This is a genomic window from Streptomyces sp. NPDC041122 (genome assembly GCF_055592445.1).
In genome coordinates this window covers 1,078,986-1,103,724 of the sequence record NZ_JBVIYQ010000002.1, presented here as the reverse complement: position 1 = coordinate 1,103,724, position 24,739 = coordinate 1,078,986, and the positions used below count along the sequence as shown (strand labels likewise).

General features: G+C 71.8%; 19 protein-coding genes. 4 read left to right on the top strand and 15 right to left on the bottom strand.

All coding sequences use genetic code 11. From position 1 onward, the window contains the following. Position 1: 1 nt before the first annotated feature. From ACZ6B8_RS11165 to ACZ6B8_RS11095, 15 genes are all read right to left on the bottom strand, one after another. Positions 2 to 853, bottom strand: coding sequence for a TatD family hydrolase (locus tag ACZ6B8_RS11165; protein WP_471607024.1), 852 nt, complete (start codon positions 851 to 853; stop codon positions 2 to 4). Next, entirely contained in the window at positions 853 to 1,572 is a 720-nt protein-coding gene (locus tag ACZ6B8_RS11160) for an EboA domain-containing protein (protein ID WP_471607023.1), read from the bottom strand. The genes ACZ6B8_RS11165 and ACZ6B8_RS11160 overlap by 1 nt, the downstream gene beginning before the upstream one ends. Next, positions 1,569 to 2,573, bottom strand: a complete 1,005-nt coding sequence (locus tag ACZ6B8_RS11155; protein WP_471607022.1) for a sugar phosphate isomerase/epimerase family protein — start codon at positions 2,571 to 2,573, stop codon at positions 1,569 to 1,571. The genes ACZ6B8_RS11160 and ACZ6B8_RS11155 overlap by 4 nt, the downstream gene beginning before the upstream one ends. Continuing rightward, on the bottom strand, positions 2,570 to 3,607 hold the full coding sequence (locus tag ACZ6B8_RS11150) for an SCO3242 family prenyltransferase (RefSeq protein ID WP_471607021.1): 1,038 nt from the start codon (positions 3,605 to 3,607) through the stop codon (positions 2,570 to 2,572). The genes ACZ6B8_RS11155 and ACZ6B8_RS11150 overlap by 4 nt, the downstream gene beginning before the upstream one ends. A 349-nt stretch (positions 3,608 to 3,956) precedes the next feature. After that, positions 3,957 to 5,117 (bottom strand): inositol-3-phosphate synthase, encoded by a 1,161-nt coding sequence (locus ACZ6B8_RS11145; RefSeq protein WP_471607020.1) that lies wholly within the window; start codon positions 5,115 to 5,117, stop codon positions 3,957 to 3,959. Between the two features lie 112 nt (positions 5,118 to 5,229). Beyond that, positions 5,230 to 6,651: a ThuA domain-containing protein gene (locus ACZ6B8_RS11140; protein WP_471607019.1), complete on the bottom strand. Its 1,422-nt coding sequence runs from the start codon at positions 6,649 to 6,651 to the stop codon at positions 5,230 to 5,232. A 5-nt stretch (positions 6,652 to 6,656) separates the two neighbouring features. After that, positions 6,657 to 9,140, bottom strand: a complete 2,484-nt coding sequence (locus ACZ6B8_RS11135; protein ID WP_471607018.1) for a PQQ-dependent sugar dehydrogenase — start codon at positions 9,138 to 9,140, stop codon at positions 6,657 to 6,659. A 194-nt stretch (positions 9,141 to 9,334) separates the two neighbouring features. Then, complete coding sequence (locus tag ACZ6B8_RS11130) at positions 9,335 to 10,339, bottom strand: sugar phosphate isomerase/epimerase family protein (RefSeq protein ID WP_471072914.1); 1,005 nt, start codon at positions 10,337 to 10,339, stop codon at positions 9,335 to 9,337. A 13-nt stretch (positions 10,340 to 10,352) separates the two neighbouring features. Beyond that, entirely contained in the window at positions 10,353 to 11,570 is a 1,218-nt protein-coding gene (locus ACZ6B8_RS11125) for a Gfo/Idh/MocA family protein (RefSeq protein WP_471607017.1), read from the bottom strand. 48 nt (positions 11,571 to 11,618) lie between these two features. Beyond that, positions 11,619 to 12,659: a substrate-binding domain-containing protein gene (locus tag ACZ6B8_RS11120; protein WP_471607016.1), complete on the bottom strand. Its 1,041-nt coding sequence runs from the start codon at positions 12,657 to 12,659 to the stop codon at positions 11,619 to 11,621. Between the two features lie 16 nt (positions 12,660 to 12,675). Then, the gene (locus ACZ6B8_RS11115; protein ID WP_471607015.1) at positions 12,676 to 13,695 is read right to left on the bottom strand and encodes an ABC transporter permease; all 1,020 of its coding nucleotides are present in this window, start codon (positions 13,693 to 13,695) and stop codon (positions 12,676 to 12,678) included. Further along, positions 13,692 to 15,221 carry a sugar ABC transporter ATP-binding protein gene (locus ACZ6B8_RS11110; protein ID WP_471607014.1) on the bottom strand — a complete coding sequence of 510 codons (1,530 nt, stop codon included), beginning with the start codon at positions 15,219 to 15,221 and terminating at the stop codon, positions 13,692 to 13,694. Before ACZ6B8_RS11110 ends, ACZ6B8_RS11115 begins: the two co-directional genes overlap by 4 nt. A 151-nt stretch (positions 15,222 to 15,372) precedes the next feature. Further along, positions 15,373 to 16,554 (bottom strand): ROK family transcriptional regulator, encoded by a 1,182-nt coding sequence (locus ACZ6B8_RS11105; protein WP_471072929.1) that lies wholly within the window; start codon positions 16,552 to 16,554, stop codon positions 15,373 to 15,375. 202 nt (positions 16,555 to 16,756) lie between these two features. Continuing rightward, entirely contained in the window at positions 16,757 to 17,434 is a 678-nt protein-coding gene (locus ACZ6B8_RS11100) for a GntR family transcriptional regulator (RefSeq protein ID WP_471607013.1), read from the bottom strand. 156 nt (positions 17,435 to 17,590) lie between these two features. Then, entirely contained in the window at positions 17,591 to 18,538 is a 948-nt protein-coding gene (locus ACZ6B8_RS11095; protein WP_471072935.1) for a beta-ketoacyl-ACP synthase III, read from the bottom strand. A 404-nt stretch (positions 18,539 to 18,942) separates the two neighbouring features. Between ACZ6B8_RS11095 and ACZ6B8_RS11090 the strand changes: the two genes are divergently transcribed. The 4 genes from ACZ6B8_RS11090 to ACZ6B8_RS11075 are packed head-to-tail and all read left to right on the top strand — an operon-like array spanning position 18,943 to position 24,738. Further along, on the top strand, positions 18,943 to 19,914 hold the full coding sequence (locus ACZ6B8_RS11090; RefSeq protein WP_471607012.1) for a 2-dehydropantoate 2-reductase: 972 nt from the start codon (positions 18,943 to 18,945) through the stop codon (positions 19,912 to 19,914). Then, complete coding sequence (locus ACZ6B8_RS11085; RefSeq protein ID WP_471607011.1) at positions 19,911 to 21,887, top strand: molybdopterin oxidoreductase family protein; 1,977 nt, start codon at positions 19,911 to 19,913, stop codon at positions 21,885 to 21,887. Before ACZ6B8_RS11090 ends, ACZ6B8_RS11085 begins: the two co-directional genes overlap by 4 nt. 8 nt (positions 21,888 to 21,895) lie before the next feature. After that, positions 21,896 to 23,881 (top strand): NADH-ubiquinone oxidoreductase-F iron-sulfur binding region domain-containing protein, encoded by a 1,986-nt coding sequence (locus ACZ6B8_RS11080; RefSeq protein WP_471607010.1) that lies wholly within the window; start codon positions 21,896 to 21,898, stop codon positions 23,879 to 23,881. Beyond that, complete coding sequence (locus ACZ6B8_RS11075) at positions 23,878 to 24,738, top strand: 2Fe-2S iron-sulfur cluster-binding protein (RefSeq protein WP_471607009.1); 861 nt, start codon at positions 23,878 to 23,880, stop codon at positions 24,736 to 24,738. The genes ACZ6B8_RS11080 and ACZ6B8_RS11075 overlap by 4 nt, the downstream gene beginning before the upstream one ends. The last annotated feature ends 1 nt before the right edge of the window (position 24,739 follow it).

Genomic DNA, 24,739 nt, shown 5'->3' with positions numbered 1-24,739 from the left:
TTCACGACCCTCCGCGCAGGATGGAGTTGCCCTCATGGGTGGCGGTGTCCGGTTCCCGCACGTCGAGTTGGAGCCGGCCGCTGAGCCCGTAGAAGGCGACGGGGTTGCGCCACAGCACGAGGTCGACGTCGTCCTCGTCGTACCCGGCCGCGAGCATGGCGTCGGCGACCTTGCGGGTCTTGAGGGGGTCGCTCTTCCCCCAGTCCGCTGCGGAGTTGACGAGCACCCGGTCGGGCCCGACGTCGCGCAGGATGGCGATCATGCGGTCCTCGTCCATCTTGGTGTCGGGATAGACGGAGAAGCCCAGCCAGCAGCCGCTGTCCTTGGCCTCCTTGACGGTGGTCTCGTTGAGGTGGTCGATCAGGACGCGGTCCAGGGGCAGGGCGGATTCCCGGATGACGTCGATGGTGCGGCGCAGACCCGCGAGCTTGTCGCGGTGCGGGGTGTGCACGAGCGCCGGAAGCTGGTGGTCGGCGGCGAGCTGCAGCTGGGTGGCGAGCGCGGTGTCCTCGGCAGGCGTCATGGAGTCGTAGCCGATCTCTCCTACGGCGACGACGTTGTCCTTGACCAGATAGCGGGGCAGTTCGTCCAGGACGGGCGTGCAGCGGGGGTCGTTCGCCTCTTTGGGGTTGAGGGCGATCGTGCAGTGGTGGGCGATGCCGTACTGGGCGGCACGGAACGGTTCCCAGCCGAGGAGGGAGTCGAAGTAGTCGAAGAAGGAGGCGGGCGAGGTGCGGGGCTGGCCGAGCCAGAACGCGGGTTCCACGACCGCGCGGACCCCCGCGGCATACATCGCCTGATAGTCGTCGGTGGTGCGGGAGGTCATGTGGATGTGGGGGTCGAAGATGCGCATCAGGACTTCTGCTCCTCGCCGGTCGGAGGGCCCGCGGGGGCCGGTGGAACCGCCGGGGCCGGGGACGGTCCGGGGGCGGTGAGGGACAGCACTCGGTGCAGGTCGCCCGGGACGGTGCGGCCCGCGGCGATCCGCTCGCTCGCGTAGTCGCCGAGCATCCGGGCGAGTTCGGCGTCGCCGTGGGCCCGCGCCGCCAGATCGGCGACAACGTCCACGGGGACACCGGTGAACAGGCACTTGAGGACGGCGTGCCGCCAGTCGTGTGGGGCGAGGTGCCGCGCGGCGTACGGGCCGACGGCCGCGGCGACGAGCCGGGTGTCGTTGGTGCGCAGGGCGTCCTCGACGAGGGGGACGGCCTCGGGACCGGGCACCAGGTGCGGCAGGGCCTGCAGCACGGCACACCGCTCGGCTGCGGTGCCCTGGGCGTAGATCCGGGTGAGAGTGGCCGGCGTGGCCTCAGCCGCGTGCAGGAGCAGGATGCGGGCGGCGTCGGCGTGGTCGGCTCCACAGCGGCGACCGGCCTCGGCGAACCGCACCTCCCAGAGGGGAAGGGGCCCTTTCCCCTCCCCTGACGGCCGCCCACGTTGGGTGCCGGCCCGGGTGGCGGCGTCGGAGGCTGCCTCGGCGGTGGCCTGATCCAGCCAGGCCCGGGCGGCTCCGCCGAGTTCGGCTTCGAGCCGGGCGCGGAGGGCGGCAACACCGGGGGCGTCGTCGGTCATGGGGTACCTCCTACGGTGGGAGGAGCTGACGGCACGGCGGCGGTCGCGGCGGCTCGGGTAAGGAAGTCGAGGGAGCGGGCGGCGAGGTCAGGGCCCGCGTGGGAATGGCGGGGCAGTTCGACGACGGTCAGCCCCTGGTAGCCGACGGCGGCCAGCGCTTCGAGGACGGGCGGGAAGTCGATCTCGCCGTCTCCGAAGGGCAGGTGTTCGTGGACGCCGCGGCGCATGTCCTCGATCTGGACGTGGCGCAGCCAGGGGGCGGCGGCGCGTACGCAATCCGCGGGCGGGAGTGGTTCCAGGCACTGGCAGTGGCCGATGTCGAGGGTGAGGCCGAGCAGGTCGGGGTCAGGGTCACCGAGCTCGTGGCGCAGCCGGTGGAAGTCGGCGAGGCAGGAGAGGAGGTGACCCGGCTCGGGCTCCACGGCCAAGGGGACACCGGCGCCCGAGGCGGCGTCGAGCACAGGGCCGAGTGCGTCGGCGAGGCGTTGCCAGGCGGTGTCGTCCGTGGTGTCCGGAGGCGTGATGCCACTGAAGCAGTGCACGGCGTGGGCGCCGAGGTCGGCAGCGACCTGGACCGCGCGGATCAGCAGTCGGACGCGGTCGGTGCGGCGTTCGGGGTCGGGGTCGAGGAGGGAGGGGCCGTGTTTGCGGCGGGGGTCGAGGATATAGCGGGCGCCTGTTTCGACGGTGGCGGTCAGACCGAGATGCTCCAGCCTCCGGGCCACCGCGCGGGTGCGGGCGGCGAGGTCGGGGGCGAGCGGGTCGAGGTGCATGTGGTCGAGGGTGAGGCCGACGCCGGCGTATCCGAGGTCGGCGAGCAGGCCGAGGGCGTCGTCGAGGCGGAGGTCGGTCAGGCCGTTGGTGCCGTAGCCGAAGCGGAGCGGGGAGGTGGGGTGGGGGGCGTGCGTGGAGGTGCCGAGGTCGGTGCCCGGGGGCGCTCCGGCACCGAGGTCGTGGATCGGGTGCTCGTCGTCCCCGGACCGCTGGGTGGTCCCGATCATGTGACGCTCACCTTTCGTGCGAACTTGCGGGCGGCGGGGGCGAGGGCTGCGGTCAGCAGAGCGGTGCCGACGCCGCCCGCGCGGGCGGTGAGCGCGGCCTGCAGCGGGATCATGGCGCGGATGCCACCGCCAACAGCACGTTGGGTGAGGGGAGGTGAAGGGTTGAGGACGGCGTGGAAGAGGGGCTTGGCGGCGGTCCCGAAGTAGGCGAGAGCGAGCGCGCCGCGGAGGGACTGTTGGGCGGGACGGAGAGCGGCGCTGCTTGACGGGACGGTGCCAGTCACGGGGCCGCCCTGGCCGAACCGGTCGCCCCGGCCGACCTGGCCACCCCGTCGGAGGGACTGGCCGGCGGCGGCATGAAGGGCGGCACTGCCTGGCCGAACAATGCCGGTCACCGGGCCGCCCTGGCCAAACCGGTTACCCAGCAACCGCGTCAGGGCAGCCGTCACCGCGAGCGCGGCCAAGGGTGCGGTCGAGGAGCCGCCCTGCGCCTCGCGGCGGGAGACCACGGTGACGGCGAGGGTGTGGGCAGCCAAGGCCGCGGCGGAGGGGACGGCGCGTTCAGCGGTGCGGCCTGGGAAGGGGCCCGCCGTGGCGGTCGCGCCGAGGAGCAGGTCGAGGCCGCGTGCGGCGGCCATGGCTGCCGGTCCCGCGGGCGTGTGTTTCAAGCCGAGGTCGTAGGCCCACACCGTGCCGGCCAGGGCGCCCGCCGTCACCAGGGACGGGCGGCCCGCGCGTGCGGCAAAAGCGAGACCGGCGGCTGTGAGGGCGGTGGCCGCGGCGAGGGCTGCGGGTGGGGCGATGCGGCCGGAAGGCAAGGGACGTTCGGGGCGTTCGACGGCGTCGTCCGCGCGGTCGGCCCAGTCGTTGAGGGCCATGCCGGCCTCGTACAAGCAGAGGGACGAGCCTACGGCGAGGAGGGTGCGGGGATTGGGGCGCAGGCCGGTGGTCGCCGCGCCGGCGAGCGCTTCGCCGGGGACCGTGAACAGGGCAGGGAGCCGCAGGAGTTCGGCCCAGGCGCGCGGCGCGTTCATGCGGCCTCCCCCGCCATCGCGATACCGCCGGACTTCGCCGACCACACTGACCTCGCCGGCCACGTGGGTGTCACGTGCCTCACCAGCCGCACGGGGCTCCCCGACCTCCCCGACCTCCCCGACCTCCCCGACCTCCCCGACCTCACGGACTGGACCGAGGTGGAGACCCTCACACCCCTCCCGGCCCCCTCAGTCCCGACCCCTCCAGCCTCTTCAGCCCCTTCAGCCCCTCCCCAACCATGACCACTGGTCCCCCGACCACAACCGGACCGACGACCACGACCCGACCCCCGACCACATCCGGCCCCACAGCCACAGCTACAGCCACTACGGCAACCACACCTCACCCTCATCGCCCCTCCCCCAACCCCGCCGCGAACTCCACCAACTCCGCGAACTGCTCGCCCAGCGCGGCGGGTGCACCCGGGTCCGGGTCCTTGAAGTAGAAGGCGAGGGCGGGCAGCGCGCCGGTGAGGCCGCGTTCGTGGGCGCGTGCCGTGAGGCGGGCGAGGTCGAGGATCAGGGGGGCCGCGAGGGCCGAGTCGCAGCCCTGCCAGGTGGTCTGGAGGACCATGCGCGTGCCGAGGAAGCCGTCGAAGGCGATGTGGTCCCAGGCCGTCTTCCAGTCACCGAGGGAGGGCACGTCGTCGATGTGGACCTCGCCCTCGGGGGCGGCGCCGAGCGTGTCGGCGAGGACGCGTTCCTTGCCGGCGTTCTTCGCGGCGGCCGCCGCCGGGTCGGCCAGGGCCGCGCCGTCACCGCCGCCGAGCAGATTGGTGCCCGACCAGGCGCGGACGGCGAGGGCGCGCTGGGCGAACATCGGGCCGAGCACCGAGCGCAGCAGGGTCTGGCCGGTCTTCCCGTCCCGGCCGGCGTGGGGCAGGCCGGAGGTGCGTGCCGTGTCGGCGAGGCGTGGGTGGTGCAGTCCCGTCGAGGGGGTGAAATTGACGTAGGGGCAGCCGGCTCGCAGCGCCGCCGCCGCGTAGAGGGAGCTCGCGGGGAGCCGGTCGTCGTCGGGGGCGGGGAGCGGTTCGGTGGAGGCGACGTTCACGACCACCGCGCGGGCCAGGCCCCGGCGTCGTACGAAGTCGCGCAGGTCGGCGGCGAAGGCGTCGATGAGTTCGTCGTCGCTCCGGGTGTCGCCGGGTTGGGGCCCGCCGGGGCGTATCTCGGCGTCGGCTGCGGCGAGTTCGGCGCGTACGGCCGCGGGGATGCCGTGCGGCAGGACGCCGCCCGCGGCGAGGTCTTCGGCGCGTTTGGGCAGGGGGCAGCTGGTGGTGTCGTGGCCGCCGAAGACGAGGGTCGACAACGTTGGCAGGCCGCGGTCGAGGAACGGCTGTGTCTCGGTGACCATGCCGGTGGGTGCGTGGAGGCCGGCCGCGACCGCCGCGCAGCCCGCGACGGCGGTGGTCGCGACCGAGCCGCGTGCCCCGATCAGCCAGACGCCGACGGGCGAGGTCCCGTGGGGGGAAGTTGAGGGCGCAGATGTTGAGGTCGCGGATGTGGACACGGCTGCCTCCTGCCAGGAACGGGAGAGCTCGGGGCACGACGCGGGAGCTCGGGATACGTGAGGGAGGTGCGAGACGGCGGGCGGAGGTCCGGCGTCCTCCGCCCGCCGCCGTCTAGCGACCCGCGTCCGAACCGGTCGGGGCGGGTGATTCGGGTGACACGGGTGATCCGGGTGGGACGGGTGATCCGGTCGCGCGGGCCGGCAGTTCCTTCAGCCGGATGTCGCGGAAGGACACCTCGTCGCCGTCGCCGTGGTTCTGGATGCCGATGTGTCCTTGGCGCAGGCTGCGTGCCGGGTCGGTGTTGGTGTAGTCGTTGATCTGGACGCCGTTGAGGTAGACGCGAAGGCGTTCGCCCTCGACGCGGAGCTCGTAGGTGTTCCACTGCCCCGGCGGGTTCAGTGCCTTGTCCCGCTTCTTCAGGTCGGCGGACTGGAAGCCGTAGACGGATCCGGTGGTCTTTTCGGGGACGTCGGTGGCGTCGATCTGGATCTCGTAGCCGTTGTTCACGGCGGACCAGGGGTCGTCGGAGGGCGGGAAGCCCACGAAGATCCCCGAGTTGTCGTCCCCGGCCATCCTCCAGTCGACTTTGAGCGAGTACGAGCCGAGTTCGCGCCGGTCGTACCAGAGCATGCCCATGCCGCCGGTGGTGGTGAGCGTTCCGTCGTCCTCGTCGAGCGCGAAGGAGCCGGGGCCCGCCTGTTTCCAGTCCTCCAGGGAGGCCGCCGTGCCGTCGAAGAGGGGCGTGTAGCCCTGTTCGGGGCGGCAGTCGGCCTGGACCGCGCCGACGGCCCAGCGGATGCCGCCCAACAGGTGTTGGCGGAAGGCGGGTTCGGCGAACGATTCCTTGGGGTGGCCGCCGCCGGTGTAGAAGGAGCGGCCGCCCTCGAGGTTCTGGCACCAGGCGATGGGGTGGTCGCCCGACATGGTGCCGCCGGTGTAGGACGACTCGTCGAGGGTGGCGAGGACACGGGCCCGGTCGCGGGGATTGGAGCGGTAGTTGTACCACTCGTCGGTGCGGTCCCAGCTGCCGGTGCCGAGGTGGGCGGTGGCGGGGTGGGCGTGGTCCTCGGCGTGCACCTTCGCGGGCTGGACGGCGGGGTGCGACTGGAAGTAGGCGCCTGCGAGCCGCCCGTAGAAGGGCCAGTCGTACTCGGTGTCGGCCGCGGCGTGGATGCCGACGTAGGCGCCGCCGCCGCGGATGTACTTCTCGAACGCCGTCTGCTGCCCGGCGTCCAGGACGTCACCCGTGGTGGAGAGCCAGATCACGGCGTCGTACCGGGCGAGGTTCTTGGCGGTGAAGGCCGCCGCGTCCTCGGTGGCGTCGACGGCGAAGCCGTTCTGCGCGCCCAGTTCCTTGACGGTGGCGATGCCCGTGGGGATGGAGTCGTGGCGGAACCCCGCGGTCTTGGAGAAGACGAGGACGCGCTCGCCTGCCCGGTCCGGCTTCGGCTTGGCGGCCGCCGGACCCGATGCGCAGCCGATGAGCAGGGCGGCCGCGGCCGTCGCGGTGATGATGCGTACTCGTCCGCGCAACGCGGTCACCCCTTCCGGCCGGTGGCGGCCTTGGTGGTGAACGTGAAGTCGTCCACGTCGTAGAGCGCGCCGGTGCCCGTGCCCTTGAAGACCAGGTAGAGCGTGGTGGTCGTGGCGGGCGGCTTGCTGATGGTGGTGCTGACGTCCTTGTACGTCTCCCAACCGCCGGTCGGCTCGACCTTCACGGAGCCGAGAAGCCGGCCCGTCACCGAACCGCTGCGTACTTCCAGGGTGCCACCGGAGCCGGCCGAGGCGACCCGGGCGTCCATCTTGGTGACGTTGCCGAGGATGTACGGCTTGAAGGAGACCCAGTCCCCGTTGTGGATGTCTCCGACGGTCTTGCCGCCGTGGGCCGGGGCGTGGTTGATCACGGAGACGCCCTTGGAGTCGCCGTAGTGCTCGCCCTGGCGGTGCTTGGGCTGGACGATGTTCTGGTCGTGGGTGGTCAGCGCGGGCTGGCCGTTCGCGCCCTTGTCGGTGTACTCGGCGTCGAAGACCCCGAAGATGTTGGCGTTGGGGTCGTGCTCGCCGTCGGCGGAGGTCTGGAGGGTGCCTTCGCAGCCGTTGGCGGAGGTGACGGGGTGGCCGTGGCTGTCGTGGCCGAGGATGTGGGTGACCTTGACCTTGGTGCAGTCGATGGTCCTGTCCTCGGGATCGGTCACCTTCACCTTGAAGGGCACCTTGTCGCCGAAGGTGAACAGCTGCCCGTCACCGGGGAGTTCCAGGGTCACCTTGGGAGCGGTGTTGCCGACCGTGACGTGCGCGCTGGCCGAGCCGGTACGGCCGGTGGAGTCCTTGACGGTCACGGTGGCCGTGTAGACGCCGTTCTTCTTGTACGTGTACGTGGGGTTCTGCTGGGTCGACTTGCCGCCGTCGCCGAAGTCCCAGGCGTAGGTGAGGGTTCCGCCGTCCGCGTCGGTGGCCTTGGCGGTGAACTTGGTCCTGAGCGGTGCCTGGCCGCTGGTGACCGAGGTGCTCGCCTCGACGACGGGCGAGTGTCCTTCGGTGGCGTTCTCGATGCGGAAGAGGGCGGAGTTCTCGTCGCCGTTGAAGTAGCCGGTGCCGTAGTCGAGGACGTACAGGGCGCCGTCGGGGCCGAAGGCCATGTCCATGACCTGGGTGCCGGTCCACGGGAACGCGTTGATCTTCGAGACAGTACCGTCGGCGCCCTGCTCGATGCGCTTGATCCAGCGGCGGCCGAACTCGCCAGCGAAGAAGTCGCCGTCGTAGGCCTCGGGGAACTTCACCGGGGAGTCGTTGGCGGCGTCGTAGCGGTAGACGGGGCCGCCCATCGGGGACTCGGAGCCGGAGCCGAACTCGGGGACGGAGCCGCCGTCGTAGGGAATCCAGGCCTCCTGCGCGGGCGGCAGGTCGGTCAGTCCGGTGTTGCGCGGCGAGTCGTTCTTGGGTGCCTCGCAGTCGAAGGCGGAGCCGGAGGTGCCGGTGGCGAAGTCGTAGTCGATGTAGGCGTCGTTCTTGCCGGTGCAGTACGGCCAGCCGAAGTTGCCCGGCTTGGTGACGCGGGCGAACTCGACCTGTCCCGCGGGGCCGCGCTTGGGGTCGGCGGCGCCCGCGTCGGGCCCGTAGTCACCCACGTACACGGTGCCGGTGGGCTTGTCGACGCTCAGCCGGAAGGGGTTGCGGAAGCCCATCGCGTAGATCTCGGGCCGGGTCTTCTCGGTGCCCTTGGCGAACAGGTTGCCGTCCGGGACCGTGTAGGAGCCGTCGTCGGCGACCTTGATGCGGAGGATCTTGCCGCGCAGGTCGTTGCTGTTGCCGGCGCTGCGGCGGGCGTCGAAGGCGGGGTTGCGGTTCTCCCGCTCGTCGATGGGGGTGAAGCCGTCGGAGGCGAAGGGGTTGGAGTCGTCGCCGGTCGAGAGGTAGAGGTTGCCGTCCTTGTCGAAGTCGATGTCGCCGCCGACGTGGCAGCAGATGCCGCGGTTGGCGGGGACGTCGAGGACCTTCTTCTCGCTGGCGGTGTCCAGGGTGCCGTCGGCCTTCAGGACGAAGCGGGAGAGGCGGTTGACGCCGTCGAACTTCTTGAAGTCCTCGGCGGTGCCGGTCTCCGGTGCGTCGCCGGCGGGGGTGTCCAGCGGGGGCGCGTAGTAGAGGTAGATCGCGCGGTTCTCGCTGAACTTCGGGTCGACGCCGACGCCCTGGAGACCCTCTTCGTCGTGGGAGTAGACGGGAATCTTCCCCGCGACCTTGGTGTCGCCGGCGGCGTCGGTGAGGCGCAGTGTGCCGTCGCGGGCGGTGTGCAGGACCGACCGGTCGGGCAGGACGGCGAGCGTCATGGGCTCGCCCATCTCCGGTTCACCCTTGGCGAGGGTGACCTGCTGGAAGTCCTCGGCGGCGGGGGCGGCCTTCGCGGGCGGGTCCGCGGGGACGGCACCGGCCTGGGGTACGGCGAGGGCGATGCCGGCGCCGGTGAGCACGGTGCTGGTGAGCAGGGCGAGCGTCGTGCGGAGTCTCGGGCGTTTCCTGTGCACGGGGTTCCTCCGGAATGGGGGGACGGTCGTACGGGGGCGGGTGCGCCGTGCGCCGGGGTGCGCCGTCACCCCGGAGTTTTCATGTCCTGTACACCTCAAGGACGGTAGCCACGTTTGTCCCGGGCGGAAAGCCCTTACGCAGCACGGAAGTTGAACTTTTTCCTGTCAATGGACAAACAGGGACGGGGGCCGTACTAGTCGGAGCCGCCGAACGCCGCGTCGAACGACGCCGTCGGGGCCTCGAAGTCGAAGGCCTTCAGCCGCGCGAGAGCCTCGGGGGCGCCCTGCAGCCGGTCCATGCCCGCGTCCTCCCACTCCACCGAGATGGGCCCCTCGTACGCGATGGAGCGCAGCATCCGGAAGACGTCCTCCCAGGGGACGTCGCCGTGACCGGCGGAGACGAAGTCCCAGCCGCGGCGCGGGTCGCCCCACGGCAGATGGGAGCCGAGGCGGCCGTTGCGGCCGTCGAGGCGGCGGCGGGCCTCCTTGCAGTCCACGTGGTAGACGCGGTCGCGGAAGTCGTAGAGGAAGCCGACCGGGTCGAGGTCCTGCCACACGAAGTGCGACGGGTCGAAGTTGAGCCCGAAGGCGGCGCGGTGGCCGACGGCTTCCAGGGCCTTGTGCGTGGTCCAGTAGTCGTACGCGATCTCCGAGGGATGCACCTCGTGGGCGAACCGCACGCCTTCGGCGTCGAAGACGTCCAGGATCGGGTTCCAGCGCTCGGCGAAGTCCTCGTATCCCCGCTCGATCATCGATTCGGGGGCGGGCGGGAACATCGCGACCAAGTGCCAGATGGACGAGCCGGTGAAGCCGACGACGGTGTCGACGCCGAAGGCCGCCGCCGCCCGCGCGGTGTCCTCGATCTCCGCGGCGGCCCGCTGCCGCACCCCTTCCCCTTCGCCGTCGCCCCAGATGCGGGCGGGCAGGATCGCCCGGTGGCGCTCGTCGATGATCGCGTCACAGACGGCCTGGCCGACCAGGTGGTTGGAGATGGCCCAGCACTTGAGTCCGTACTTGTCGAGCAGCGCGTGCCGCCCGTCCAGGTAGGCGGGGTCGGCGAGCGCCTTGTCGACCTCGAAGTGGTCGCCCCAACAGGCGAGTTCGAGGCCGTCGTAGCCGAAGTCGCGGGCGAGCCGGCAGACCTCTTCGAGCGGCAGGTCGGCCCACTGACCGGTGAAGAGCGTGAACTGGCGTGGCATGTCCTGGGCCTCCTCAGGCGGGGATCGGCGTGTACACGGAGTTCTTCGCCGCGCTCTCCTCCACGGCGGCGAGCACGCGCTGCACCGAGAGGCCGTCGGCGAAGGAGGGTTCGGGGCACGTTCCCTCGGCGATGGCGAGCAGCAGGTCGCGGGCCTGGTGCACGAAGGTGTGCTCGTAGCCGAGGCCGTGGCCCGGCGGCCACCAGCCCTCCAGGTACGGGTGGTCCGGCTCGGTCACGAGGATGCGGCGGAAGCCGGAGGACGCGGCGGGCTCGGTGTGGTCGTGGAAGGAGAGCTCGTTGAGGCGCTCCAGGTCGAACGCCAACGAGCCGTCGGCGCCGTTGAGTTCGACGCGCAGGGCGTTCTTGCGTCCGGCGGCGAAGCGGGTGGCCTCGAAGGAGGCGAGGGCGCCGGAGGCGAAGCGGCCGGTGAAGACGGCCGCGTCGTCGACCGTGACCGGGCCGAGCCGGCTGCCGGCCTCGGCGCTCAGGCCACTGGACGCGCCGTCCAGGAGGGGTCGTTCGCGGACGAACGTCTCGGTGAGGGCCGACACCCCGGCCACCGGCTCGCCGACCAGGAACTGCGCCAGGTCCACGATGTGCGCGCCCAGGTCGCCGAGCGCACCGGAGCCCGCCCGGTCCTTCCGCAGCCGCCAGGTGAGCGGGAACCCGGCGTCCACCAGCCAGTCCTGGAGGTAGGTCAGGCGTACGTGACGCAGCGCGCCGAGCCGGCCCTCGGCGACCATCCGTCTGGCGAGCGAGAGGGCGGGAACCCGGCGGTAGTTGAAGCCGACCATGGCCACCTGGTTCCGGGCGCGGGCCCGTTCGGCGGCCTCGGCCATCGCCTCCGCCTCTTCGACGGTGTTGGCGAGGGGCTTCTCGCACAGCACGTGTTTGCCCGCCTCCAGAGCGGCGAGGGCGATCTCCGCGTGACTGTCGCCCGGCGTGCAGATGTCGACGAGGTCGACGTCGTCACGGGCGATCAGGGCGCGCCAGTCGGTCTCGGCGGCGGCCCAGCCGAGCCGGTCGGCGGCGGCGCGCACGGCGCCGCCGTCGCGACCGCAGACGGCCGAGAGCACCGGCCGCACCGGCAGGTCGAAGACGCGTCCCACGGTGCGCCAGCCCTGGGAGTGGGCGGCGCCCATGAAGGCGTAGCCGACCATGCCCACTCCCAGCGGCCGCTTGCCGGCCGGCCCGGAATCGGGCCCTGCCTCGGTTTCCGTCTCACGCATGCGGTACTCCTCCTGGTAAACGCTCGGTGGGGGGTGCGGGCGTGCGCGTCACTTGAAGCCGGTGGACATGTACTGGCCGACGTTGTCCTTGTCGACGACGGCGGAGTAGCAGGTGACGAACGAGGGGATCTCGAACTCGGCCATGCCGCCGACGCCCTTGCCCTGGCCGAGGGCGCGCGCGAGGTCGATGGCGGAGGCGGCCATGGTGGGCGGGTAGAGGACGGTGGCCTTCAGGACGCTGTCGTCCTGTTCGATGGCCTGGAAGGCGGAGAGCGCGCCCGCGCCGCCCACCATCAGGAAGTCGTCGCGGCCGGCCTGCTTGATGGCGCGCAGGGCGCCCACACCCTGGTCGTCGTCGTGGTTCCACAGGGCGTCGAAGTTCTTCTGGGCCTGCAGCAGTTGGGACATCTTCGACTGTCCCGACTCGACGGTGAAGTCGGCGGCCTGCCGGGCGACCTTCTTGATGTTGGAGTAGTTCTTGAGGGCGTCGTCGAAGCCCTTGGAGCGCTGCTTGGTGAGCTCCAGGTTGTCCAGGCCCGCCAGTTCCACGACGCGCGCGTTCTCCTTGCCCTTGAGCTTCTCGCCGATGTAGTGGCCGGCGCTCAGGCCCATGCCGTAGTTGTCGCCGCCGATCCAGCAGCGGTAGGCCTGCGGGGTGGCGAAGACGCGGTCGAGGTTGACGACCGGGATGCCGGCCTTCATGGCCTTCAGGCCGACCTGGGTGAGGGCCTTGCCGTCGGCCGGCAGGATCACCAGGACGTCGACCTTCTTGTTGATGAGCGTCTCGACCTGGCCGATCTGGGCCGCCGTGTCGTTGGAGCCCTCGGTGGCCTCCAGCGTGACGTCCTGGTACTTCTCCGCGCGCTTCTTGGCGTTGTCGTTGATGGCGTTGAGCCAGCCGTGGTCGGCCTGGGGGCCCGCGAAGCCGATGGTGACCTTCTTGCCCGGCTTGTCGTCGGCGACCTGCTGCGACCTGTCGTCGGAGTCGTCGTCCTTCGACTCGTTGCTGGTGCACGCCGTCAGGAGCGCCCCGGAGGACAGGGCGGCGGCTCCGAAGAGGAGTCCTCTGCGGCTCGTGTGGGTTGGCATGGGTGAACCCCTCAGCTCAGGATGTGTGGGCTGTACGTCGTTGGACGAGCACCGCGGCGACGATGATCGCGCCCTTGGCGATCTGCTGGGTCGCGGTCTCCAGGTTGTTGAGCGCGAAGATGTTCTGGATCGTGGTGAAGATCAGCACGCCGAGCACGGAGCCCGTGATGGTGCCGCGGCCACCGCTGAGCAGGGTGCCGCCGATGATCACCGCGGCGATGGCGTCGAGTTCGTACAGGTTGCCGTTGGTGTTCTGTCCCGAACCGGCGAGGACGATCAGCAGGAAGGCGGCGATGCCGCAGCACAGGCCGGAGAGCAGATACAGATAGAGCCGCTGCCTGCGCACGTCGATGCCGGCGAGGCGGGCCGCCTCCGGGTTGCCGCCGACCGCGACCGAGCGCCGCCCGAAGGTGGTGCGGTTCAGCAGCAGCCAGCCGACGACGGTGACCGCGGCGAAGACGAGGACCAGCGGCGGGATGCCGAGGATGTACGAGTCGCGCTCGCCGAGTTCGAGCACCGAGTCCACGGTGACCATCTGGGTCTTGCCGTCGGTGATCTGCAGGGCGAGACCGCGCCCCGCGGCGAGCATGGCGAGGGTGGCGATGAACGGCACGATCGCGCCGTACGCGATGAGCACGCCGTTGACCAGGCCGCATCCCATGCCGACGATCACGGCGGTGAAGAGGATGCCCGCGAAGCCGTACTCCTGAGTGGCGACCGTCGTCGCCCACACCGAGGCCAGCGCGACGATCGCGCCGACCGACAGGTCGATGCCCCCGGAGATGATCACGAACGTCATGCCGACGGTGACCACGCCGATGACGGAGGCCTGGGTGAGGATCAGCTGGACGTTGTCGGTGTCGAGGAACGAGTCGGGCTGGGTGATGCCGCCGATCAGGATCAGCACGGCGAGCACGCCGAGCAGGGACAGCGTCCGCACGTCGGCGCGGGCCACGGTGGCGCGCCACGGGCGGCCGTTGTCGGCGGGGGCGGTCTTGCGGGTGGCGGCCTCGGCCGCCGGTGCCGGCTGGGTCATGCCGCCGGGCTCCCTTCTAGGACGAGGTCGAGTACGCGGTGTTCGTCGAGGTCACGGGCGGGGGCGGTGTGGACGACGCGGCCTTCGCGGAGCACCAGGACGCGGTCGGCGAGGCCGAGCACCTCGGGCACCTCGCTGGAGACGAGGAGGACGGCGAGGCCCTCGTCGGCGAGCCGGCGGATCACCGCGTACAGCTCGGCGCGGGCACCGACGTCGACGCCGCGGGTGGGCTCGTCGAGCAGCAGGACGCGGCAGCCGCGCAGCAGCCAGCGGGCCAGGACGGCCTTTTGCTGGTTGCCGCCGGACAGGGTGCGCACCGGGGCGGACGGTTCGTCGGGGCGCAGGGACAGCTCGCGGGTCGCGGTGCGCGCGGCCTCGCGTTCGGCTCCCCGGTCGAGCCAACCGCCGTGGCTGAAGCGGGACATGGAGGAGACCGAGACGTTGCGGGTGACGGACTCCAGCATGAGCAGGGCCTGCGCCTTGCGCTCCTCGGGGGCGAGGCCGAGTCCCGCCCGGACGGCGGCCCGGACGCTGCCGGGACGCAACACCCGTCCTTCGAGGCTCACTTGACCGGAGCTGGGCTTGCGCGCCCCGTAGATGGTCTCCAGGATCTCGGAGCGTCCCGAGCCGACGAGTCCGGCCAGACCGACGATCTCGCCGGGCCGCAGATCGAGGTCGAGGGGCTCGAACTCACCCCGCCGTGACAGGCCGCGTACGGTCAACACCGCTGGTGGTGAGGCCTGTTCGGCGGCGGGTGCGACGGGCCGTTCGGGAAAGACGTACTCGACGTTGCGCCCCGTCATGAGGGCCACGACGTCCTTGGTCGGTGTGGACTTCGCGGGAAGCCCGCCTGCGACGGCGCGTCCGTCCTTGAGGACGGTGACCCGGTCGCCGATGCGGCGGATCTCCTCCAGGCGGTGGGAGATGTAGATGACGGCGACACCTTCGGCGGTGAGATCGCTGACGATGCGGAAGAGGTTGTCGACCTCGTCGGGGTCGAGGGCGGCGGACGGCTCGTCCATCACGATGAGGCGGACCTCGTGGGAGAGCGCCCGGGCCATCGAGACGATCTGCTGCTGGGCGGCGGAGAGGTCGCCGACGAGCCGGCCGGGGTCGATCTCACCGTGCCCGAGCCGCTTGAGCAGGGCGGCCGTCGACGCCCGGACCGTCCGGCCCCGGACGACGAATCCGGCGGCGGTCGGCTCGTGCCCGAGGTGGACGTTCTCGGCGACGGAGAGCCCCTCCACCAGGTCGAGTTCCTGGTAGATGGTGGCGATGCCGAGCCGCATGGCGGCGATCGGCGAGCGGAGCGTGGTGCGTTCGCCGCGCCAGGTGATCTCACCGTCGTCGGGCTGGTGGGCGCCGGCGAGGACCTTGATGAGGGTGGACTTCCCGGCGCCGTTCTGACCGAGGAGGCAGTGCACTTCTCCGGCCTGGACCCGGAGGTCGACGCCGTCGAGGGCGCGCACCCCGGGGAACGACTTGGTGATGCCGGACATGGTGAGCAGCGGTGGTTCGGGTGCCATGACGGTTCCCCTCGGCGGCGGCCGCAGCAGGGCAGGACGGATTCAGGGCAGGGCGAAGAGAGAGGTGACGGTGGTATTCAGCAGGGCGCGACAGAGCGAGGCAGGATGTCGCCACGATCCGTACGTACCGGTGGCAGGTGTCGCCGACCCGTCAGGCCGGGGAGAACAGGTGGTCGCTGATGAGCCGCGCGCCGCCGATGACACCGGCGGTGGGGCCCAACTCCCCGAGGACGATGGGGAGGTTGCCGGTCGCCAGAGGCAGCGACTGGCGGTAGACCTGGGTGCGGATCGCGGCGAGCAGCGTGTGGCCGAGGCCGGTCACACCGCCGCCGATCACCACGAGGCCGGGGTTGAAGAAGCTGACGAGGCCCGCGATGACCTGGCCGGTGCGGTTGCCGCCGTCGCGGATCAGCTCCAGTGCCGTGGCGTCACCCGCGGCGGCGGCCGCCGCGACGTCGACGGCGCTGAGCCGTCCCGCCTCGTCGAGCCGCGTGGCGAGCTCCGCCGAACGCCCCTCCCTGGCCGCCTCCTCGGCGTCGCGGGCGAGCGCCGCGCCACTGAAGTAGGCCTCCAGGCAGCCCTTGTTGCCACAGGCACAGGGGCGCCCGTCCGGCTCGGACTGGATGTGGCCGATGTCGCCGGCGCTGCCGGTCGTACCGCGGTAGACCTCACCGCCGACGACGATGCCGCAGCCGATGCCCGTGCCGATCTTGACGCAGAGGAAGTCGGCCACGGAACGGGCGACGCCCGCGTGCTGCTCCCCCATCGCCATGAGGTTCACGTCGTTGTCCACCATGACGGGGCAGCCGAGGTCCTGGCTGAGCGCCTCCCGTACGGGGAAGCCGTCCCAGCCCGGCATGATCGGCGGGGCGACCGGCACACCCTCCGGGAAGCGGACGGGGCCGGGGACGCCGATGCCGGCGCCGTCGAACCCTTCCGCGAGACCGGAGGCCTTGAGTTTGGCCGCCATGGCGAGGACCTGCTCGAAGACCGCGACCGGGCCCTCGCGCACGTCCATGGGCTGGTTGATGTGGCCGAGTACCTCCAGCTCGGCGTTGGTCACCGCGACGTCGATCGAGGTCGCGCCGATGTCCACGCCGAGGAAACGCAGGGCCGGGGCCAGGCGGATGTTGTGGGACCGCCGACCGCCGCGCGAGGCGGCGAGCCCGTCGGCGACCACGAGTCCGGTCTCCAGGAGCCGGTCGACCTCGACGGCCAGCTTGGACCGCGAGAGATCGACCTGATCGCCCAGCTGGGCGCGGGAGTTGGGTCCTCCGTCGCGCAGCAGCCGCAGCAAGCGCGCCTGGTGCGCATTGGCGGGTCGAGCCGTCATACGTCTCACGCGCCCCTCCCCGCCTCATCGGGCTTCCCATGCCGTTGCCGTCAGGCTTTCCGTGCCGTCGCCTTCGGGCTTCCTTCAAGCTTTCGAGGGGAACGTAGCAGCGCCTGTCGGGGCTGGGAAGAAGTTGCGCAGGAATTACCCATGACTTTCTCCAGTCACAGGACAAAGGGCGGTGGCGCGCACGCCGCGGGGCTCAGCCCGTCTCGCGCTGGTGGTAGGTGCGCCGGGTGTGCTCGGTGTGGGCCCGCATGATGTCCGTGGCGCGCTGTTCGTCGCGCTCGGCGATGGCCGCGATCAGCTCGCGGTGCTCCAGCCAGGACTGGCTGCCGCGCTGCCGGGCCACCGGCGTGTAGTACCAGCGGACCCTGCGGTCCACCTGCCCGGCGAGCTCGGCGAGGACCACGTTGCCCGCGAGCTCCATCACCTTGGCGTGGAAGGCCGCGTTGAGGGTGACCACCTGGTCCACGTCGCCGTCGGCCACGGCCTGCTCGCCGCGGGTGCACAGCTCGTCGAGCGCGGCGATGCCCGCGGTGCCGGTGTTCGCGGCGGCGAGACGGGCGGCCTCGGCCTCCAACAGGGTGCGCACGGTGAGGAGTTGGTCCGCCTCCTGCTCGGTCGGCTCGTGCACGAACGCGCCCTGGGCGGGCCGCAGGTCGACCCAGCCCTCGGTGTTCAGCCGTTGCAGCGCCTCGCGCACCGGCTGGCGGGAGACCCCCAGGTGGCCGGCCAGTTCGCTCTCGACCAGATGCTGGCCGGGTTGCAGTGAGCGGGTGGTGATCAGTTCGAGCAGCGCCTCGTAGACCCGCTCCCGGAGCGGCCCCGGGCGTTCGAGTCTGGGCACCGCCCCCTGCGGCAGTCCTGTGGACAACATCGCGGTCCCCTCCTCGACGATTGCCTTTTGTCTACAGTCTACGAGCGGGAGGGGCCAGCGCCAGGACGAGTTGAGCCGACCACACGGCCGTACATGACTCATTCATGGGCATCGCATGACCGGCTCTTGGGTATCACGCGGGCCTGCGAGGTCGCGTCAGGGGCAGCGCACGACCTGTCCCGCGTACGAGAGGTTCCCGCCGAACCCGAACAGCAGCACCGGGTCGCCGGAGCGGAGGTCACCGCGCTCGACGAGCTTCGACAGCGCCATCGGGACGCTGGCCGCCGAGGTGTTGCCGGAGTCGACGACGTCCCGCGCGACGACGGCGTTCACGGCGCCGATGCGCTCGGCGAGCGGCTCGATGATCCGCAGGTTGGCCTGGTGCAGGACGACTCCGGCGAGGTCGGCCGGGGTCAGCCCGGCGCGCTCGCAGGCCGCGCGGGCGAGCGGGGGCAGCTGGGTCGTCGCCCAGCGGTAGACGCTCTGGCCCTCCTGGGCGAAGCGCGGCGGAGTGCCCTCGATGCGGACGGCGTTGCCCATCTCGGGCACCGAGCCCCACAGCACCGGGCCGATGCCGGGCTCCTCGCCGGGGCCGCACGCCTCGACGACGGCCGCGCCCGCGCCGTCGCCGGTCAGCACGCAGGTGGTGCGGTCCGTCCAGTCGGTGACCTCGGTCATCTTGTCCGCGCCGATGACCAGGGCACGGGTGGCGGCACCGGCCCGCAGGGTGTGGTCGGCGGTGGCGAGGGCGTGCGTGAAGCCCGCGCAGACGACGTTGACGTCCATCGCGCACGGGGAGGGGATGCCGAGCCGGGCGGCGACCCGGGCGGCCATGTTCGGGGAGCGGTCGATGGCCGTGGAGGTGGCGACCAGGACCAGGTCGATCGCCTCGGGCGCCAGGCCCGCCGCCGCGAGGGCCTTGCCGCCGGCGTGCGCGGCCAGCTCGTCGACCGGCTCCTCCGGGCCCGCGACATGGCGGGTGCGGATGCCCACCCGGGACCGGATCCACTCGTCACTGGTGTCGACCATGCCCGCCAGCTCCTCGTTGGTGAGGATCTTGGCGGGCTGGTAATGGCCGACAGCGGCGATGCGCGAGCCGTGCATGGAGGGGTCCCCCTTGGTGCGGACGTGGTGCGGAAACTGCTTGCCGGAATCGGGTGCCGAGGTACGGAACCCCCCAGTCTGGTCAGCGACTGGTGAGTAACCGTGCACGTGATGCGACAGGAAAGGAGCGCGGGGTTTGGATGCTTCTCATGATCCGGTCACCCTCCGCAGAAGGGTGTGACCTTGTGTGCGAGTGCGCGTCATCCGCAGGCGTGACGCCGCGGGAAGTCCGCGCACGCCCGGCCCGCTCGACAGACGCAGTGCCGCGCAAACCCTTGCCGAAACCCTTGTTCGCCTAACTTCCATACTGTAGACAATATTTCGTAGACGTTCTCCTCCACGTCCCGCGGCACACGTGCGCCGCGCCACGTTCCTCGGACCCTCAACCGAACGGAGCGCCCACCGTGAAAGTCGCAGTCCTCGGTGCCGGTGCGATCGGTGCCTACGTCGGAGCCGCGCTGCACCGCGCGGGCGCCGACGTCCATCTCGTCGCCCGTGGACCGCACCTCGCGGCCATGAGGCGGCACGGAGTCAGGGTGCTGAGCCCGCGCGGCGACTTCACCGCGCGGGCCCGGGCCACCGACGACCCGGCCCAGATCGGGCCGGTCGACTTCGTCTTCCTGGGTCTGAAGGCCAACTCGTACGCGGCGTGCGGGCCGCTGATCGAGCCGCTCCTGCACGAGAGCACCGCGGTCGTCGCCGCGCAGAACGGCATCCCCTGGTGGTACTTCCACCGGCACGGCGGCCCGCACGACGGCCACCGCGTCGAGAGCGTCGACCCGGGCGGCGCGGTGAGCGCGGTCCTCGCGCCGCAACGCGCGATCGGCTGCGTCGTCTACGCGGCGACCGAGCTCGAAGGCCCGGGCGTCGTGCGCCACTTGGAGGGCACCCGCTTCTCCGTCGGCGAGCCCGACCGGTCCGTGTCGGCGCGGTGCACGGCGTTCAGCGAGGCCATGGTGGCGGGCGGCCTCAAGTGCCCGGTCGAACCCGAACTGCGCGGCGACATCTGGATCAAGCTGCTCGGCAACATCTCCTTCAACCCGATCAGCGCGCTGGCCCGCGCCACCATGGCCGAGATGTGCCGGCACGGCGGCACCCGGCGGGTCATCGAGATCATGATGAACGAGACGCTCGCCGTCGCCGCCGCACTCGGCTGCACGCCGGACATCTCTGTGGAGCGGCGGCTGGCCGGCGCCGAGCGGGTCGGCGACCACCGCACGTCCACCCTCCAGGACCTGGAGCGCGGCAAGCCGCTCGAACTCGACGTGCTGCTCGCGGCCGTCGTCGAGCTGGCCGACATCACCGGCGTCCCGGTGCCGACGCTGCGCACCGTGCACGCCATCTCGGACCTGCTCGCAGTGAGGACCGCCGCATGAGCACACGTGACGACACCCGCGGGAGCACACGTGACGCCCGCGGGGCCGGGCCCCGCACCGCCGGGCCCCGCACCCCCAAGACGTACACCCGCCTCACCCACCCGCTGGTCCGCGACGCCCGCGGCCGGCCGCTGCGCCGGGCCACCTGGGAGGAGGCGCTGACCCGCACGGCGGCCGGGTTCGAGCGGGCCCGCGGCGCCTTCGGGATGTTCTCCTGCGCCCGCGCGACCAACGAGATGAACTACGTGGCGCAGAAGTTCGCGCGCGTGGTGATGGGCACCAACAACGTCGACTCCTGCAACCGCACCTGCCACGCGCCCAGCGTCGCCGGGCTGTCGGCCGCGTTCGCCTCGGGCGGCGGGACCTCCTCGTACGAAGAGGTCGAGCACACCGATGTGATCGTGATGTGGGGCTCCAACGCCCGTTTCGCGCACCCGATCTTCTTCCAGCACGTCCTGAAGGGCATCCACAACGGCGCCCGGATGTACGCGGTCGACCCGCGCCGCACGAAGACCGCGGAGTGGGCCGAGAGCTGGCTCGGCCTGGACGTCGGCACGGACATCCCGATGGCGCACGCGATCGGCCGCGAGATCATCCACGCGGGCCTGGCCAACCACGCGTTCATCGAGCGGGCGACCACCGGCTACGACGCCTACGCCGCCCTCGTCGAGCCGTGGACGCTCACGCTCGCCGAGCAGGTGACGGGCGTACCGGCGGCGGCCGTCCGGGAGTTGGCGCACGCCTACGCGCGCGCCGAGCGGGCCCAGCTGTGCTGGACGCTCGGCATCACCGAGCACCACAACGGCACCGACAACGTCCGCGCCCTGATCAACCTGTCCCTCCTGACCGGACACGTGGGCCGCTACGGCTCGGGCCTGCAGCCGCTGCGCGGCCAGAACAACGTGCAGGGCGGCGGCGACATGGGCGCCATCCCCAACCGCCTGCCCGGCTTCCAGGACCCGCGCGACCCGGACACCCGGCGGAAGTTCGAGTCGGCCTGGAACACCGTGATCCAGCCCCGCTACGGGCTGACCCTCACCGAGATGTTCGAGGCCATGGACGAGGGCACCCTCAAGGCCGTCTACTGCATCGGCGAGAACCCCGCGCAGTCCGAGGCGGACAGTGAGCAGGCGGTGCGGCGGCTGCGCGCCCTGGACTTCCTCGTCGTCCAGGACATCTTCCTGACCAGGGCCGCCGAACTGGCGGACGTGGTGCTGCCCGCGACCGCCGCGTGGGCGGAGACCGAGGGCACGACGACCAACAGCGAGCGACGCGTGCAGCGGGTCCGCAGGGCGGTGCGGCCGCCCGGCGAGGCGCGTGAGGACATCGACGTCCTGTGCGACCTCGCCACGCGGCTCGGTCACGACTGGAAGTACGCCGACGCGCGGGCGGTCTGGGACGAGCTGCGGTCGGTCTCGCCGGACCACCACGGCATGACGTACGACCGTCTGGAGGCGCTGCGGGGCATCCAGTGGCCCTGCCCCGACGAGAACGGGCTCGAACCCCCTTATCTGCACGGCAGGTTGTGGGATCCGGATCCGGCGCAGCGCGGTCCGCTCGCGCCGTTCGGGCTCGTCGAGCACGATCCGCCGGTCGACGTCACCGACGAGGCGTACCCGATCCGGCTGACGACCGGGCGGCGTCTGGACTCCTACAACACCGGGGTGCAGAGCGGGAGTTTCGCCTCCCCGCTGCGCCGCGGCGAGTACGTCGAGCTGTGCCCGCGGGACGCGGAGCGGTACGGCGTCGTGACGGGCGAGGAGGTCCGGGTCTCCTCGCGGCGCGGGACGGTGACGGCGCCGGTCTGGATCGACCCGGGCCTGCGTCCCGGCCTGGCCTTCATGACCATGCACTTTCCCGACGAGGTCGACACCAACCGGCTGACCATCGAGGCGAACTGCCCGATCGCGGGCACGGCCGAGTTCAAGGCGTCGGCGATACGCATCGACAAGCTGTCCACACCCGTGAGGTGAGGTGACGTATGGATCTGCACTTCGGTGACAGCGAGCCGACGGACGAGGAACGGGCGGCCGTCGACTCCGTGCTCGGACCGCCCGGATCCGCCCGGGAGTTCCCCGCCGGCCGGCGCGCGGAGGGCGACGGCGCGGAGCTTCGCTGGGCGCGGGGCGGCCGGGCGGCACGGGACCGGCGCGATCAGCTGTTGCCGGGGCTGCACGCGCTCAACGACCGGGTGGGGTGGATCAGCGAGGGCGGCCTCGACTACCTGTGCCGGCGGCTGACGGTGCCGCCGGCCGAGGGGTACGGGGTGGCCACGTTCTACTCCCTCTTCTCGGTGCGGCCGCGGCCCGCGACGGTGGTGCGGGTGTGCACGGATCTCGCGTGCGGGGGCGCCGCGCTGTGCGGCGATGTGGCGGAGCGGTTGCGCTCCGCGCCGGGGGTGGCGGTCGAGGCGAGCCCCTGTCTGGGGGTGTGCGAGCGGGCCCCGGCGGCGATGGTGGTGCGGGCAGGGGCGCCCTCTTCCGCCGGTCCGGCGTACGAGGGCGAGCACGCGAAGCGATCGGGGGCTCTGGGGCAGAGTCCCCGGGACGGCGCCCCCGTGGCGGCGGAGCCGCTGGATTCGGGCAGGGGCGGGAGCGGACAGAAGGCCCACGCCACCGCGACCATCGCCCCGGCCACACCCGAGACCCTCGCCTCCGTGGCCACGGACCCCGGCCTCGCCCCCGCCGAACCCCCGGCCGCCCTCTCCGTCCCCCAGACGGGTCACCCGGGCCCGGACCACCCAGGGCGCGCCGACCTGCTGCTCCTGCGCCGGATCGGCGCCGTCGATCCCGCCTCCCTCGACGACTACCGCGCCCACGGCGGCTACACCGCCCTGCGCCGCGCCTTCGCCATCGGTCCCGCCGAGGTCATCCGGGAGGTCACCGACGCGGGGCTCGTCGGCCGGGGCGGCGCCGCCTTCCCCACCGGCCGGAAGTGGGCGGCCACCGCCGCCCGGCCGGACCACCCGCATTACCTCGTCTGCAACGCCGACGAGTCCGAGCCCGGCACCTTCAAGGACCGGGTACTCATGGAGGGCGATCCGTACGCCCTGATCGAGGCCATGACGATCGCCGGGTACGCGACCGGCGCCCACTTGGGCTACCTCTACCTGCGCGGCGAGTACCCCCGCGCGCTCCAGCGGCTGCGGCACGCGATCGACCGGGCCCGCGCGCGGGGTCTGCTCGGTGACGACGTGCTCGGGCAGGGCTACGCCTTCGACATCGAGATCAGACGGGGCGCGGGTGCCTACATCTGCGGCGAGGAGACCGCCCTCTTCAACTCCATCGAGGGGTACCGGGGCGAGCCCCGGTCCAAGCCGCCCTTCCCCGTGGAGAAGGGCCTGTTCGGCAGGCCCACCGCCGAGAACAACGTGGAGACCCTCGTCAACGTCCTGCCGATCCTGACGATGGGCGCCCAGGCGTACGCCGCCGTCGGCACCGGGCAGTCGACCGGCCCCAAACTGTTCTGCGTCTCCGGCAGCGTGGCGCGGCCCGGCGTCTACGAGCTGCCGTTCGGGGCCACGCTCGGTGAACTCCTCGACCTCGCCGGGAAACCGGACCAGCTGCGCGCGGTCCTGCTCGGCGGCGCCGCGGGCGGCTTCGTGCGCCCCGACGAGCTGGACATCCCGCTGACGTTCGAGGGCACCCGCGCCGCCGGCACCACCCTCGGCTCGGGTGTCGTGCTCGCGCTCGACGACACCGTGCCGCTCCCCCGGATCCTGCTGCGCATCGCGGAGTTCTTCCGGGACGAGTCGTGCGGGCAGTGCGTGCCCTGCCGGGTCGGCACCGTCCGCCAGGAGGAGGCCCTGCACCGGCTGCTTCAGCGGACCGGCGCCGAGGCGGCCGGCGACATCGCGCTCCTGCGCGACGTGGGGCGGGCCATGCGGGACGCCTCGATCTGCGGTCTCGGCCAGACCGCGTGGAATGCCGTGGAATCCGCCATCGACCGTCTGGGGGCGTACGCATGACCGCCGTTCCTCTTCAACCGCCCCGACGTCTCGTGGAGTTCACCCTGGACGGACAGCCAGCCAGGGTGCCGGAGGGGGCGACGCTCCTGGACGCCTGCCGCGCCGCCGGGAAGAACGTCCCGACCCTCTGCGAGGGCGACACCCTGACCCCCAAGAACGCCTGCCGGGTCTGTGTCGTCGAGGTGGAGGGCGCCCGCACCCTCGCGCCGGCCTGCTCGCGCCGGGCCGAGCCGGGCATGACCGTCCGCACCGACACCGAGCGCACCCGGCACAGCCGCCGTCTCGTCCTCGAACTGCTCGCCTCCTCCGTCGACTTGTCGACGACACCGAAGGTGGCGGGGTGGCTCGATGAGTACGAGGCGGAGCCGGACCGCTTCGGCCCCGAGGCGGCGCGCCTGGCCGAGGAGCCCCGGGTCGACAACGACCTGTACGTGCGCGACTACGACAAGTGCATCCTCTGCTACAAGTGCGTCGACGCCTGCGGCGAGCAGTGGCAGAACACCTTCGCCATCGCGGTGGCGGGCCGCGGCTTCGACGCCCGTATCGCCGTCGAGCACGACGCGCCGCTGACCGACTCGGCCTGCGTGTACTGCGGGAACTGCATCGAGGTGTGCCCGACGGGCGCCCTCAGCTTCAAGTCGGAGTTCGACATGCGGGCGGCGGGGACCTGGGACGAGTCGGCGCAGACCGAGACGACGACGGTCTGCGCCTACTGCGGAGTCGGCTGCAGCCTGACCCTGCACGTGCAGGACAATGACATCGTGAAGGTCACCTCGCCGCACGACAGCCCGGTGACCCACGGCAACCTCTGCATCAAGGGCCGCTTCGGCTACCAGCACGTACAGAACCGGGACTGAT

Excerpts from the sequence above, each read along its gene's own strand:
- ACZ6B8_RS11075 (WP_471607009.1), top strand. The coding sequence starts at position 23,878 with ATGACCGCCGTTCCTCTTCAACCGCCCCGACGTCTCGTGGAGTTCACC.
- ACZ6B8_RS11095 (WP_471072935.1), bottom strand. The coding sequence starts at position 18,538 with ATGCACGGCTCGCGCATCGCCGCTGTCGGCCATTACCAGCCCGCCAAG.
- ACZ6B8_RS11150 (WP_471607021.1), bottom strand. The coding sequence starts at position 3,607 with ATGAACGCGCCGCGCGCCTGGGCCGAACTCCTGCGGCTCCCTGCCCTG.
- ACZ6B8_RS11115 (WP_471607015.1), bottom strand. The coding sequence starts at position 13,695 with ATGACCCAGCCGGCACCGGCGGCCGAGGCCGCCACCCGCAAGACCGCC.
- ACZ6B8_RS11110 (WP_471607014.1), bottom strand. The coding sequence starts at position 15,221 with ATGGCACCCGAACCACCGCTGCTCACCATGTCCGGCATCACCAAGTCG.
- ACZ6B8_RS11080 (WP_471607010.1), top strand. The coding sequence starts at position 21,896 with ATGGATCTGCACTTCGGTGACAGCGAGCCGACGGACGAGGAACGGGCG.
- ACZ6B8_RS11155 (WP_471607022.1), bottom strand. The coding sequence starts at position 2,573 with ATGATCGGGACCACCCAGCGGTCCGGGGACGACGAGCACCCGATCCAC.
- ACZ6B8_RS11105 (WP_471072929.1), bottom strand. The coding sequence starts at position 16,554 with ATGACGGCTCGACCCGCCAATGCGCACCAGGCGCGCTTGCTGCGGCTG.
- ACZ6B8_RS11120 (WP_471607016.1), bottom strand. The coding sequence starts at position 12,659 with ATGCCAACCCACACGAGCCGCAGAGGACTCCTCTTCGGAGCCGCCGCC.
- ACZ6B8_RS11160 (WP_471607023.1), bottom strand. The coding sequence starts at position 1,572 with ATGACCGACGACGCCCCCGGTGTTGCCGCCCTCCGCGCCCGGCTCGAA.
- ACZ6B8_RS11125 (WP_471607017.1), bottom strand. The coding sequence starts at position 11,570 with ATGCGTGAGACGGAAACCGAGGCAGGGCCCGATTCCGGGCCGGCCGGC.
- ACZ6B8_RS11165 (WP_471607024.1), bottom strand. The coding sequence starts at position 853 with ATGCGCATCTTCGACCCCCACATCCACATGACCTCCCGCACCACCGAC.
- ACZ6B8_RS11100 (WP_471607013.1), bottom strand. The coding sequence starts at position 17,434 with ATGTTGTCCACAGGACTGCCGCAGGGGGCGGTGCCCAGACTCGAACGC.
- ACZ6B8_RS11130 (WP_471072914.1), bottom strand. The coding sequence starts at position 10,339 with ATGCCACGCCAGTTCACGCTCTTCACCGGTCAGTGGGCCGACCTGCCG.
- ACZ6B8_RS11085 (WP_471607011.1), top strand. The coding sequence starts at position 19,911 with ATGAGCACACGTGACGACACCCGCGGGAGCACACGTGACGCCCGCGGG.